Source organism: Bradyrhizobium jicamae, from assembly GCF_018130215.1.
Lineage (GTDB): Bacteria > Pseudomonadota > Alphaproteobacteria > Rhizobiales > Xanthobacteraceae > Bradyrhizobium > Bradyrhizobium jicamae_A.
The window spans coordinates 125882-139546 of the sequence record NZ_JAFCKQ010000011.1 but is presented as its reverse complement, the minus strand read 5'-3'; the positions used below and the strand labels follow the sequence as shown (position 1 = coordinate 139546).

Genomic DNA, 13665 nt, shown 5'->3' with positions numbered 1-13665 from the left:
AAACGCTTGTCCCCGCGGCATCCAAATCGGCCGCGCTTAATGGCGTCTAAAGAATAGGGGGACGGGCCGCCCTGGCGGCGTCCACGCAGGCTTTAAGTTGCGCGATGGTTAGTGCGCTTTAGAGACTGTGACCGTTGCATGAATGCGATCGAAGTCAGCGCGCGATGACCTCGACCTCGCCGTCGACGCCGTTGACAACGTTGAAGGGACGCTCGAACACCTTGCCCTCGTTCTTGGCGATCGCGCGATATTCGCCCTCGGAAAGCACGACGCGCGGGAACGCGCCGATCGATTCCTTGATCACGTCGCCGCCAGGCGTGATCACCGACCAGGCCGTGTTGGCGAGCGCCTCGCCGCCCTTCTCGCTGACCAGCTTGAGGGTGATGACGGCGGCGCGGTGGGTGACGGTGACGTCGGTCAGCTTGCCGGCCGTGACCCGAATGTCCGAGCGCACCACGGAATTGGCATCACCATAATTGGAGACGATGTAGTAGGTCCCCTCGGGCAGCAGCGCGACGTCGCCGGCGGCGACGTTCGGCACCATTGGCCCGCGATCGGAGCCGTCGAACTGGCTGCCCTTGTAGATCGCGAACGAAATCTGGTTTGCCGGGATCTTGCTGGCGCCGACCCGGCCCTCGATCCGCAGGCCGCCCGCCGGCAGCACGAAGGACTCGCGATCGGTCTCCGATTTCAGGCTGACCGCCCGCACCGCGCTGACGAGACCGAGCGCGACGTGCACGACGTAGTTGCCCGGGGGCAGCACGATGTTGGGCGTGGAGCCGCGGTCCTCGCGCACCAGCCTGAAGGTGCCGTTGTCGTCGGGCTTTTCGGAGAACACCCGCCACACCAGGCCGCTGTTGATGACGGGCAGGTCCTTGCCGTAACGCGCGGTCAGCGACAGCACCGCCTGGCCCGACGTGGAGGCGCCCGGCGGTGGCACCACTGGTGGAACGGTCGCAATCGACGGCTGGACGATGGTCGGCTGGGTCAAGGGCCCCGGCAGCGACGGACCGGATCCTGCCCCGGACGGCGGCGCCAGATTGAGTGCCGGGCCGGAGGGAACCTCCGGCACCGAAGCCGGCGGAATCGGGGGCGGCGGGTCGCTGAACAACTGGGCCGATACGACGCCGGGGACCAGGACGAGCACAGAAGCCACAAGCGCCACCGCCGGAAGGAGCCACTTGCCCCGCCCGCATCGATTGACGCCATTGCCCCGCGAAATCATCGTCATGCTTTTCAACGAAAACGCGGCAAATTCAAGCCTTCGTCCGCCTCCTCTCAGAAGCGTCCCCGTTTGGAACGGTCCGTTCCGGCCCGTGTTGGTCTAGGCGTCGCGCTCAAGTCACAATTCCTGCCTACGCCGATCCAGCTGGGCATAAACCATGCATATAAACCATGGATAACGACGATTCTGGCGGAGCCGCGCTGCGGGGCCTAGTTTCGCCGGAAGGAGATGTTGCCATGTTGGACAGCTGGATGGGCCGTGTGAACAAGGGCTCCGACGGACCCGACAAGATAGGACTGGGAACGGTTCGCCGTCCGGTGATCGGGCTCGCCCTTGGGGGCGGGGCCGCACGCGGCTTTGCCCATATCGGCATCATCAAGACCCTGCTCGCGCACGGCATCGTCCCCAGCGTCGTGGTCGGCACCTCGATCGGCGGTGTGGTCGGCGGCGCCTATGCCACCGGCCATCTCGACACGCTGGAGCAATGGGCACGCAGTCTGCAGCCGCGCAGCGTGTTCGGCTATCTCGACATCCGCCTCAACGGCTCCGGCCTGATCGGCGGCAACAAGATCACCGCCGAGCTCGAGACGGCGATCGGGCACGCGCGGATCGAGGACCTCGCGGTCAAGTTCGCGACCGTCGCCACGGAGGTCCGGACCGGCCACGAGATCTGGCTGACCCAAGGCCGCGTGGTCGACGCCATGCGCGCCTCCTACGCCCTGCCCGGCATCTTCGCACCGGTCCTGATCGGGGACCGCTGGCTGGTCGACGGCGCCATGGTCAACCCGGTGCCGGTGTCGGCCGCGCGCGCGCTCGGCGCCGAGATCGTGATCGCGGCCAACCTGTCGAGCGACGTGTTCGCTCACTCGACCACCATCTTCAATCACGGCGCGACGACCGAGCCGGATCAGCAGACGGTGGCCGCAAGTCCCGAACCGGCGATCGAGCCCGAGCCGCCGAAGCGGCGCTTCAGCCGCTTCTTCGCCGAGCGCGCCGTGAAGCGGGAATTCTTCGGCAGCGCGGCGCGGCCCGGCATCTCGAGCGTGATGGTGGACGCCTTCAACATCATGCAGGACCGCATCACGCGCGCGCGCCTCGCCGGCGATCCGCCCGACCTGCTGATCTCGCCGCGGGTCGGCCAGATCGGCTGGTTCGACTTTCACCGCGCTGACGACCTGATCGCCCATGGCGTGCGCGCGGCCGAGCGCGCCATCGATTCGATCCAGGAAGCAGTCGAGATCCTGGCGCCGCAATCGACGGGCGGCGGAAAGTAGCGCTCAGGCGGTCTTGATGTAATCGCGCAGCGCTTCCTGCTCGCGCTCGTATTCCTGCACGCGGCTCTTGACGATGTCGCCGATCGAGATCAGGCCGACCACCTTGCCGTCCTCGACCACCGGCAGATGACGGAACTTGCCCGTCGTCATCATCTCCATGATCGCGCTGACGGTGTCGGACTGGCGGCAGCTGACGACCTTCCTGGTCATGACAGCGCTGACCGGCTCATCCAGCGCACCAGCGCCGCGCTCGCCGAGCACGCGCACGATGTCGCGCTCCGACAAGATGCCTTCCATCCGGCCCTGACTGAGCACCAGCACGGCGCCGATCCGGCGCTCGGCGAGCAGCTTCACCGCGACCGCGAGCTGCGCGCCAGGCTCGACGCTGACAATCTGATGGCCCTTTGCATCGAGAATGGAACGTACCGTCATTGTCGCCTCCCTGAATCCGTTCGTGTCCCCTTGACCCGGGGATCGAGCCTGTTCGTTGAGTCTTCAATCAACAGTTCCGCGCCGATTTCGGTTCCGGGGCGCGGTGGGCAGCGGCGCTGTTTTTGTACGCCTGCTTGCTCTTGCGTCGCGAAGATGATGGAGGAATTCACCTCTCCCCGCAAGCGGCGATCAGACGCGGCCGGACTGGTCCACCGAAGACGCATCTGCAGCATCACTGCGCGGACGCGGGATCGGATCGAACAGCGAGAACAGCAGCAGCCCGGCGAGGAAGCCGCCGATATGCGCCTGCCAGGCGACGCTCGCGCCCTCGGCGCCGATCGCGAGCGAGCCGACCCCGAACACGATGTTGACGCCGAACCAGACCGCCAGGAAGCCGAGCACGCGGGCGTCCCGTAGCGCTCGAGACAATGACAGCGCCGGCACCCTCGCCGCAGCCTCGGCGTCGCCGCGGCTGAAGGACAGGAAGCTGCCCTTGACGAAGGCAAAGCGGATCGCCGCCGCCATCGTGCCCGAGACCGAGGCCGATGCGCCGATCATCGGCGCGATCGCGTGCTCGTGGGTGAGCAGATGCGCGAGCGCGCCGGCGGCCGCGGTCACCGCCATGAAGACGAAGAACCTGATAGCGCCGAACCGCCGTGCCAGCGCGCTGCCGAACGGCAGCAGCCACAGCACGTTGAAGCCGATATGGGTGAGGTTGGCGTGCAGCAGCGAATACGTGACGAAGGTCCAGACCTTGGCGCCGGCACCGCCCGGAAAAGTGACGTCGAGCAGGGTCGTATCGTAGCGCTTGGGGATGAAGCCGAACACGTCGATCGTCCAGTTCTCCATCTCCGGTGGCAGCAGCACCCTGAGATGGATCACCGCGATCAGCACGATGTAGGCGGTGAGCGCCGGCGGCAACGTCAGGATGGGCTCGCGCGGCACCTCCGGCGGCGGCGCGGGCGGGGATTCGGGATAGGAGTCCAAGGGGTCGACGGCCTCGAATGCACGATGAATCCCAGATAGGCGGCTTTCGCGGCACTGTGCAAGTGCACAATCCCAAAATCGCCCGCCGCCCGCGGCACCAGGCAAAGATAAAGGGAGGGCGCTGAGAACACCCTCCCTTATTCGGCTGATCTTCCCGCGCTCCGGAGGGATCGGGAGTGCACCCCCACCCGCTCCGCGCGCGACGACCAAACTGTTTGACGCCACCTGTATACGTCAGTGGCCGGCCCTCGAAGACGACCGGCACGAACGGGAACGCGCAGATCCTACGCAGGTTCCCTGGCGGCACCAAGCACATAGTTAAATTTACGTTAACACCACAAAGGTGCCCGCAAGTCGCCGAAAACGCGGCATCGGCATGGACGCTGCACAGCCTTCCCTGCACAACAGAGAAGGGAATGCGCCTGTCCAAAAGCGGGACAGATTTGTTCCAACAGGACAGGCGCCGGGCAAGGTTCTTCGGATGAAACACAAGTCCAGCCGCGAGTTTTTTGCCTATTGGGACGCGAAACGCGGCGATGCGCGCGCACCCGATCGGAGCGAGTTCGAACCGTCCGCGTTGCGCGGGCTGCTGACCGATATTTTCGTGCTGTCCTATGACGGCGAGGCCGGCTATCCCTTCCGCGTCGCCGGCACCCGCACCTGCGCCCTGCTCGGTTGCGACCTCAAGGACCGCAGCTTCACTGCGCTGTTTGCCGGCACCAGCCGGGGCGAGATCGAGGACATCATCACCTGCGTCGCCGAGGAGACGTTGCCTGCGATCGTCGGCATCACGGCGACCACCGAGACCGCCGAACCGACCCATCTCGAATTGCTGCTGCTCCCCTTCACCGCCCGCGTGCACGTGCCGGCCAGCCTCACCGGGCTGCTCGCCCCCTTCGAGGACAACACCTCCACGCTGCGCGATCTCGCCGTGACCTCGTGGCGTTATCTGCACCCGCCGGAGCGGTTCGTGGCGCGTGCGGTGCGAAAACTCTCGATCGTCCGCGGCCTGACGGTCTACGAAGGCCTGCGCTAGGCCGCAGACGGCTCCCCTCGACATTGGTAGGATGCCCTGTTCACGAGAACGGAGCATCATCGCATGGACGCAGTGACGCCGCAGAGTGCCGACACGCACTCCCACATCGTTCGCCCGCAGGACATGGAGTGGCAGAAAACCCGCTTCCCCGGCTGTGAAGCCAAAACGCTGCTGCTCGACCGCAAGACCGGACTGATGACCGCCCTGATGCGTTTTGCGCCGGGTGCGGTGCTGCCCGACCATGAGCACGTCAATATCGAGCAGACCTTCGTGCTCGAGGGCGCGCTCGTCGACAAGGAGGGTCCGGCAAAGGGCATGACCTGCGCCGCCGGCGAATTCGTCTGGCGCGAAGCCGGCAGCCGCCACGTCGCCTGGTGCCCGGAAGGCGGCCTGATGCTTGCGATTTTCCAGGTCCCGAACAAGTTCTTCGAAGCCGATGGCCGCGTGATCGATGGGAGCGGAGCGGATTGGGACGAGACCTGGGGACACACGCGGAAGGGCTGAGCAACGGCAATCCGCGCCCTCCCGCCGCGGGAGGGATCGCGCGCGAGCTTGCGAACCGGGCCATGGAACCGTATTAGCTGTTCCGCCGCGATGCCGGGACGCCATGGCCGCGCACGATCGCGGCCGGACTGGCAGGGAATGTTCAGGAAATCCATCAGGCAGAAGATCGTCGGCATCGCCGCGGGGCTGATCGTCCTGGCGGTGATCACCTCGCTGCTGTCCATGATTATGGCGGGCCAGGTCGGTCACCTGCTCGGAGAGCTCACCAGCCGCTATATTCCGGCCTACGCCCATCTCGCCCGCGTCAACGTCCGCTCGCTCGAACGTTCGCTCGCCATGCGACGGATGATGATGGCGAAGACGCAGGGGCCTGTCGAAGACGAGACCTACGCGGCGGCGCGCAAGACCTTCGATGAGATCAATCCGATCATCAACCAGGAGGCCGATGCCGCGCGCAAGCTGATCGTCGCAATCATCAACGATCCGAGCACGCCTTCGGACAATGCCGCTCTCGGACGCATCGACGACCGGATCGACAATGCGCTCAACGACCTGCTGCCGCGGCTGAATACGGAAAATCAGACGCTGCTCGACGAACTCGACGCCAAGGACTTCGTCAGCGCGCGAAAGACGATGGCTCGTGCGGAGGGACTTCGGGACGACTTCAACAGCAGGATCGAAGGCATCCGGGCCGACATGCTGGCCCAGGTCAGCTCCAGCGCGAAGACAGTGATGAGCGCCCAGCAGCACGCCATCATGATCTCGGCCGCAGTCACGGCAATTGCCGCGGTGCTCGGCTTCGTGTTCGCCATGCTGGTCGGCAGCGGCATCACGGGACCGGTGATGCGGCTCCTGGAAGGCACCCGCGAGGTCGAGGCCGGCCGGCTCGACGGATCCATCACCATCACCACGCAGGACGAGATCGGCCAGCTCTCGGCCGCGTTCAACCGCATGATCGAGACGCTGCGCCACAACCAGCGCATCCGCGAGACCTTCGGCCGCTACATCAATCCGCGGATCGCCGAAGGGCTGCTCGACCAGCCGGCGATCGCCGCGACCGAAGGGCAACGCCGCGTCATGACCGTGGTGTTCTGCGACATGAAGGGATTCACCACGCTGAGCGAGGGCGTGACGCCGCGCGGCCTGGTCAAGATCATGAACCTTTATTTGTCGACGATGTCCGAGCCGATCCATGCCCATCGCGGCATCATCGACAAGTATATCGGCGACGCCATCATGGCCTATTGGGGCGCGCCCTTCGTCGAGGAGACCGAGCAGACCCATCTGGCCAGCCTTGCGGCGATCGACATGATCGGGCGTGTCACGCAGCTGCGCAAGGAACTGCCCGAGTTGCTCGGCGTGCGCGCGATCCCGACCGACTGCGACATCCGCATCGGCATCGCCACCGGCGAAGCCCTGGTCGGCAGCATCGGCTCCGAATTCATGATGAGCTACACGGTGCTCGGCGACACCGTGAACCTCGCCTCCCGCCTCGAGGGCGCCAACAAGTTCTACGGCAGCCGTTGCCTGATCTCCGAAGCCACTGCCGCCGGCTGCTCCGATACGATCGAGCTGCGCGAGATCGACCGGCTGGTCGTGGTTGGCCAGAGCCAGCCGCAGACCGTGTTCGATATCCTCGGAAAGAAGGACGAGCTGACCGAGGCGCAGACCGAGCTGCGGCGGAACTATGCGGAAGGTCTTGCGGCCTATCGCGAGCGGCGCTGGGACGAGGCGGAGCAAGCGCTCGCGGCGGCCCTCGCAGCGGTGCCGGACGATGGTCCGTCGATCGCGCTGAAGGCGCGGGTCGAGGGCTTCAGACAGACCCCGCCCCCGGCGGACTGGGACGGTGCGAGGCACCTGGAGCACAAATAGCCGCTCTCCCGCGATCGTTGCCTGTCGCTGGAGCGCCGGCATAGCGTTCATCATCCCCCGATCAAGCCGAAGCCCGGCAATCACCCTTTCGCCTTGCGGGCGGCTTTCGGTTCGACAGGCTCCGCCTTGTCCCCGTTGCTGCGGCGATGAAAATCAACGAACTCCAGCACAGGCAGCGGCTTGGAGAACAGCCAGCCTTGCGCAAATTCCACCTGGTGAGCACGCAGGAAACTCACCTGGACCTCGTTCTCGACACCTTCGGCGATGATTTGAAGGTTCAGCGTCTTTGCCATGTCGATGATGTGCGTGATCACAGAGCTGGTCGCTGTGTTTCTGCCGATGGAATCGACGAAGGCCTTGTCGATCTTGAGCGCATCGAGCGGCAGACCCTGCAGATACTGCAGGCTCGAATAGCCTGTTCCGAAGTCATCGATCGCTACCGAATGACCGAGCTGTCGCGCGAGCGCAATGGTCGCGCGCGCGGATTCGATGTCCATGAACCCGCGTTCGGTGGCTTCGAGCCAGATCTGCTGCGGTTCGATACCGGCCCGCTCGAGCTCCCGGGTGACCACAGGCAGGATTCTCCCCGTCTTTATGTCAGCCGCGCTGACGTTGATCGCCACATGCAGCGCGCGGAAGGTCAAAGAGTGCTTCTTGAGGTCAGCCACAACGATGGCGATCACCTGATCGGTGATCTGCATGATCAGCCCCGTCTCCTCCGCGAGCGGGATGAACAGATCCGGCCGCACCAGCGACCCATCCGGGCGGCGCCAGCGTACAAGGGCCTCCCCACCGATGCAGCGACCCGTCTTGAGTTCTACAATGGGCTGGTAATGAACCAGGAACTCGCGATTCTGGATTGCAATCTCGAGTTCGCCGACCGGCGAGAGCCGCCTGCGGGAAAACCAGATTACGACACCCACGATAAACAGGCCGATGAATGCGCCGATCGGGAGCAGCATGAGCCGCTCGCGGCGCAGGTTGGGCAGCATACCCTCGCGCGGCTCGATGGCGATCGCCATCCAGCCATTTGCTCTTGATACTGCAAACAGCCCCAGCTCGTTCATGCCATTGCGGGGCTGGGCAATGATGGCTCTCAACAGCTCGGGGTCCGGACCGTTCAGCTCGCCGATCAGCTTGCCATCGTCGCTCGCGATGGCAAGCTGCATGCCGGGATCCACGATCACGTCGACAAATCGCAACGGATCCACCAGCGCGTTGTAGGATTTGTACTGGAGCGCCATCAAGTCCTTCGACCCGGTGACCAGCGGCTGCATCCGGATGGTGACCTCGATCCCATCGTTGGTGGTGTAGTCCCCGTGGGCATAGGGGATGTCGCTTTCGGTCACACCCCACGAGGTGCATTTGAGGCGACCGTTCTCAAAGTACCCGATCTCTTCGACCGTGGACGTGTTCATGGTGAGGCGACGCATCTCGGCGATATGGTCGGTCGAACACGGCCCGCCGCGAAATGCGGTCATTGCACGGAGTGCCCCGCTGATTTCGCCGAGCGATCTGTTGGCTCGCGTGATCGCGCGGTTGGCGAATGTGGATAACCGTTCCTGCTCGGCTCCGACTGCGAGATTCCAGGACACGTAAAGCACTGCGGCAATCGGCATTGCAGCGCCGAACGCAGCGAGCAGAATCGCAATAGCGATGATGCGCGAACGCCTCATTTCCGACCTCGCGTCATCGGGCATCCGATCACCGGCCGATTGTGCGCCTGCGACGTGAGTACGAAGTAAAGCCAATATCGAGGAGCAATTGGAGCCTGGTAACCATTCGTTAAGATGGTTGTAGCCGGCCGCCGCGCCCGTCGACCCAAGTATCAGGACGAGGGGCCGATGCTTTCCCGTCGGACTGGCGTGTTGGCCGATCCTGGCAGCTCCCCGCCAATCGCATTGAAAACGCGCGCCGAGAACCAGGAGCATCGCCCGTCGGCCACCCATCGGGACGGCTCGTCGCACCTCGAGCACAAACAAGGCAACCGGCCAATCGCATCCGTCACAGCTTGAGCACCGAAGAGTCGAGGCTGTAGCCCGCCTCACCTCCCGCACAGCGACGCACAATTCTGACACCCGTGTTAGTTTCGGTGTGCCGCAAACATTTTTTTCGCCTCGAGTGGAATGTCCCTCGCGAAAAGGAGTTATTGCCTTGGGCCGGCGCGTGCCCTTCTCGAACCTGGAGGTTTGCATGATCACGTCACCCATGAAGCTTGCAACGCTCGCGGCGACCCTCGCGCTGCCGATCATCCTGTCCTCCCCGCAGCCTGCCGCAGCGGCTGGAGGTGGAGGCGGCGGAGGTGGAGGCGGCGGTACGGACTACAGCGCCCCTTCGGAGCCCCCTCCGCAGCAGAAGGAGAGGAAAAGCACAAGAGTGAAGAAGCCGAGCAAGCAGTCGCTGTTCGACGATCCGGCTTTCCGCGACGGCTATCGCGCGGCCTATGCGACGATCTATGATCGCAACGACTATGCCGTGGCGATCGATCAGCTGCATGCGCTCGGTCACGACGATCATCCGAACGTCGCCAACCTGATCGGCTACTCCTATCGCCGGCTCGGCGACTACAAGCAGTCGCAGGTCTGGTACGAGCGCGCGCTGAAGGCCGATCCGAACCACGTGCTGACGTGGAATTATTACGGCATGTGGCAGATCGAACAGGGCAACCGCGATCAGGCAGAATATCATTTGCAGCGCATCGCCGAGATTTGCGGCACCGATTGCGCCGAATATCGTTCGCTCGAGGCCGCGCTGGAGAAGCCGCCCGGCACCAGCCTGGTCTACTGAACGGCGTCAGCGGTCCTGTGACGGCGAAGGCGGCTTGTGCACCCGTCTTCGCTCGTTCAGCTGCCGCGGACGCGCGGGTCATCCGCCGGAAATCCCGGCGTCCCCGAACGGGCTGCCTGAATATCCACAGCCTCGGGCGACATGCCGAGGATAGGCGCGCCAAGGGCATCCCGGACCATCCCCGTTTCGCCATTGTCATCTGCCTGTCATGAATTGTGCCGACACGTCAGCCGGTACACTTCGGGGACACGCATGGACTATTTCAAACGCTTCAACTTCCTGTTCGCAGCGCCGGTTTTCGAGGCCGACGACCTCGAGGGCATCCGTTTCAACCAGATCATCAGCGAAATCGAGCGCTCCGGCTTCGAGGTGGTCCGCGCCCGCAAGCTGGAGGATGCCGAGATCGCGGTGCAGACCGATGCGGCCATCGGCTGCATGGTGGTCGACTGGGGCAAGAAGGGCCTCGAGGGCAAGACCGCGGCCCTGATCAACCTGATGCGCCGGCGGGGTCTCGATTTCCCGATCATCCTCCTGATCCGCCGCAAGCGCTTCGAGGACCTGCCGGTCGAGGTGCTGGATTTCATCGACGGCTATGTGTTCCTGTCCGAGGAAACCCCGCCCTTCATCGCCAAGAACCTGATCAGCCGGCTCAAGCAATATGCCGAGAACCTGAAGACGCCGTTCTTCGGGGCGCTGGTCGACTATGCCGAGGAAGGCAACCAGCTCTGGACCTGCCCGGGCCACAATGGCGGCGTGTTCTACAGCCGCAGCCCGATCGGGCGGGTGTTCGTCGAGCATCTCGGCGAAGCGGTGTTTCGCGACGATCTCGACAATTCCGTGCTCGATCTCGGCGACCTCCTCACCCATGAGGGGCCGGCGCTGAAGGCGCAGAAGGAGGCGGCGCGGATCTTCGGCGCCGAGAAGACCTATTTCGTGCTCAACGGCACCTCGACCTCCAACAAGGTCGCGCTCGGCTCGCTGGTCACCGACGGCGACCTCGTGCTGTTCGACCGCAACAACCACAAGGCCGCGCATCACGGCGCATTGCTGATCGGCGGCGGCATCCCGGTCTATGTGCCGACGGTACGCAACGCCTGGGGCCTGATCGGCCCGATGCGCTGGGACCTGCTCGAGGAGAGTGCCTTGCGTGACGCCATCCGCAAGCATCCGCTGGTCAAGGACGAGAACGCCTGGAAGAAGGAACGTCCGTTCCGCGTCGCCGTCGTCGAGCAGTGTACCTATGACGGCACGATCCACTCTGCCGAGATGATCCTCAAGCGCGTCGGCCATCTCTGCGACTACATCCTGTTCGACGAAGCCTGGGCCGGCTTCATGAAATTTCACCCGATCTATGCGGGACGCTTTGCCATGGGGCTGTCCGATCTCGGCTCCGAGGCGCCGGGCATCATCGCGACGCAATCGACCCACAAGCAGCTCGCGAGTTTCTCGCAGGCCTCGCAGATCCACATCCGCGACCGCCACATCAGGGGTCAGAAGCGCCGGGTCGAGCACCGCCGCTTCAACGAAAGCTTCATGCAGCACGCCTCGACCTCGCCATTCTACCCGCTGTTCGCTTCGCTCGACGTGGGCGCACAGATGATGAAGGGCCGCTCGGGCGAGGTGCTGTGGGACGACACGATCCGGCTCGGCATCGAGCTGCGCAAGAAGATCCGCGCGCTGAAGCGCGAATTCGAGGACAACGAAACCCGGCTCGAGCGGCGCTGGTTCTTCGAGCCGTTCGTGCCAGACCGCGTGATGATCCCCGACGTGGCCCGCGAAGGCGGCGTGCACAACGTCGCCTGGGAGACGATCTCGACCGACCAGCTCGCGACCAACCCGGCCTATTGGCAGCTCAAGCCGGGCGAGACCTGGCACGGCTTCCCGGAGGCGACGGCGGGCTTCGCCATGACCGATCCGAACAAGCTCACATTGCTGACGCCGGGCTTCGATCACGCCACCGGCGCCTATGCCGACCACGGCATCCCCGCCCCGGTCGTCGCGCAATATCTGCGCGAGAACCGCATCGTTGCCGAGAAGAACGACCTCAACTCCCTGCTCTTCCTGCTGACGCCTGGTGTCGAGGCCAGCAAGGCCGGTACGCTGATCTCCGGGCTCGTCGCCTTCAAGAAGCTGCACGACGACAATGCATTGATCGAGGACGTCATCCCCGAATTCTACCGCCGCCGCCCGAACCGCTATGCCGGGGTGCGGCTGCGCGACCTCTGCGGCGACATGCACCGCTTCTTCCGCGATGCCAATGTCAGCGCGTTGCAGGCCAGGCAGTTCCTGCCCGAGCACCTGCCCGAAATCGCGATGTCGCCGCGCGCGGCGTCGCGTTACCTGGTGCGCAACGACGTCGATTACCTGCCGATCGACGAGATCTTCGGCCGCATCGCCGCGACCCCGTTCGTGGTCTATCCGCCCGGCATCGCCACCATCGTGCCCGGCGAGCGGCTGTCCGAACGCAGCCGGCCGATGATCGATTACTTGCGGATGTTCGAGGCGAGCTTCAACGCTTTCCCCGGCTTCGAGGTCGAGGTTCAGGGTATCTACAAGGAAATTGATGCATCCGGCCGCGTTCGCTTCTACACCTATGTCGTATCGGAATAAGCGAACGGACGCCACGCAATGGAGAATAACCACAAGATCACTGTCCGCGCCTCGCGCGACAGTGACGTCGACGCCATGCTCTCGATCTACCGCCACCACATCCGCCGTGGCGTCGAGGACCACGTCGACGAGAGCGGCACCCCGGAGCCGGACGATCTGCGCGACCGCCGCAAGAATTTGCGCAACACCCGCCTGCCGCATCTGGTCGCGGTCTGCAACGGAGATGTCGTCGGCTATGCCTATGTCGTGATGTTCCGCAAGCGCCCGGCCTACCGCTATACGGTGAAGCATTCCATCTACATCCATCACCAGTATGTCGGACAAGGCGTCGGCGGGAAGCTGCTGCAGGAACTGATCGACACCTGCGCCGCGGCAGGCTTCCGCCAGATGATCGGCTACATCGACTCCGACAATGCGTCCTCGCTGGCGCTGCACGAGCGCTTCGGCTTCGCCCGCGTCGGACACCTGCCCGGCGTCGCCTACCGCTATGGCCACTGGGCCGACAGCGTGATGATGCAGCGCTCGCTCGCCGCCGGTTCGACCGAGCCGCCCCCACCCGCGCCCCTGTCGCGGCGGTGACGGGGTTTTGCAGCGCCCTCTCGTTCGGTGTCATCACCCGCGCGTGCCGATGATCCAGTATTCCAGAGGCGACTGTGCTTGGGCCGAGAGGCCGCGGCGTACGGGATCGCCCGCCTTCGCGGGGGATGACAGCGGTGGATGAGTACGCAGCTTCGCGTTCTCGCGACATGATTTGCCCGAGCTTGGCATCTCGTTTCACCCTCTTCTCTGGGAGAGGGCGCAGGGAAAGCCGGGTGCCGATCGCACCCATGGGCCCCGTGCAATGTAGAAAGCACGGGGGTAGGACCACAGGTGTAACCGGAAACAACCCGGCTTTCCCTGCGCGATGGGTTACGGCTTATACGTGCTCGCCCCGGCGA

General features: G+C 64.5%; 11 protein-coding genes. 7 read left to right on the top strand and 4 right to left on the bottom strand.

Annotated elements, in window-relative coordinates; all coding sequences use genetic code 11:
• Positions 1–154: 154 nt before the first annotated feature.
• On the bottom strand, positions 155–1225 hold the full coding sequence (locus JQ586_RS15485; RefSeq protein ID WP_409410991.1) for a hypothetical protein: 1071 nt from the start codon (positions 1223–1225) through the stop codon (positions 155–157).
• A gap of 236 nt (positions 1226–1461) precedes the next feature.
• Here JQ586_RS15485 and JQ586_RS15480 point away from each other — a divergent pair, with 236 nt between their 5' ends.
• Positions 1462–2499, top strand: coding sequence for a patatin-like phospholipase family protein (locus tag JQ586_RS15480; protein ID WP_212395440.1), 1038 nt, complete (start codon positions 1462–1464; stop codon positions 2497–2499).
• 3 nt (positions 2500–2502) lie between these two features.
• Here JQ586_RS15480 and JQ586_RS15475 read toward each other — a convergent pair whose 3' ends face one another.
• On the bottom strand, positions 2503–2931 hold the full coding sequence (locus JQ586_RS15475; protein WP_212395439.1) for a CBS domain-containing protein: 429 nt from the start codon (positions 2929–2931) through the stop codon (positions 2503–2505).
• A 189-nt stretch (positions 2932–3120) separates the two neighbouring features.
• Positions 3121–3918: a rhomboid family intramembrane serine protease gene (locus tag JQ586_RS15470; RefSeq protein ID WP_212395438.1), complete on the bottom strand. Its 798-nt coding sequence runs from the start codon at positions 3916–3918 to the stop codon at positions 3121–3123.
• A gap of 481 nt (positions 3919–4399) precedes the next feature.
• Here JQ586_RS15470 and JQ586_RS15465 point away from each other — a divergent pair, with 481 nt between their 5' ends.
• The 3 genes from JQ586_RS15465 (at position 4400) to JQ586_RS15455 (ending at position 7330) form a co-directional block, all read left to right on the top strand.
• Positions 4400–4954 (top strand): PAS domain-containing protein, encoded by a 555-nt coding sequence (locus JQ586_RS15465; protein ID WP_212395437.1) that lies wholly within the window; start codon positions 4400–4402, stop codon positions 4952–4954.
• A gap of 63 nt (positions 4955–5017) precedes the next feature.
• Positions 5018–5458, top strand: coding sequence for a cupin domain-containing protein (locus tag JQ586_RS15460; RefSeq protein WP_212395436.1), 441 nt, complete (start codon positions 5018–5020; stop codon positions 5456–5458).
• A 138-nt stretch (positions 5459–5596) separates the two neighbouring features.
• Positions 5597–7330: an adenylate/guanylate cyclase domain-containing protein gene (locus tag JQ586_RS15455; RefSeq protein ID WP_212395478.1), complete on the top strand. Its 1734-nt coding sequence runs from the start codon at positions 5597–5599 to the stop codon at positions 7328–7330.
• A gap of 80 nt (positions 7331–7410) precedes the next feature.
• On the opposite strand, the gene JQ586_RS15450 is transcribed toward JQ586_RS15455, so the two are convergent.
• Complete coding sequence (locus JQ586_RS15450; RefSeq protein WP_212395435.1) at positions 7411–9006, bottom strand: EAL domain-containing protein; 1596 nt, start codon at positions 9004–9006, stop codon at positions 7411–7413.
• A gap of 517 nt (positions 9007–9523) precedes the next feature.
• Between JQ586_RS15450 and JQ586_RS15445 the strand changes: the two genes are divergently transcribed.
• The 3 genes from JQ586_RS15445 to JQ586_RS15435 all read left to right on the top strand — a co-directional run bounded on the left by JQ586_RS15445 (position 9524) and on the right by JQ586_RS15435 (position 13306).
• The gene (locus JQ586_RS15445) at positions 9524–10117 is read left to right on the top strand and encodes a lipopolysaccharide assembly protein LapB (protein ID WP_212395434.1); all 594 of its coding nucleotides are present in this window, start codon (positions 9524–9526) and stop codon (positions 10115–10117) included.
• Positions 10118–10369: 252 nt separating this feature from the next.
• The gene (locus tag JQ586_RS15440) at positions 10370–12727 is read left to right on the top strand and encodes an Orn/Lys/Arg decarboxylase N-terminal domain-containing protein (RefSeq protein WP_212395433.1); all 2358 of its coding nucleotides are present in this window, start codon (positions 10370–10372) and stop codon (positions 12725–12727) included.
• Between the two features lie 18 nt (positions 12728–12745).
• A complete protein-coding gene (locus tag JQ586_RS15435; protein WP_212395432.1) occupies positions 12746–13306 on the top strand; it encodes a GNAT family N-acetyltransferase in 561 nt (186 codons plus the stop codon).
• Positions 13307–13665 lie beyond the last annotated feature (359 nt).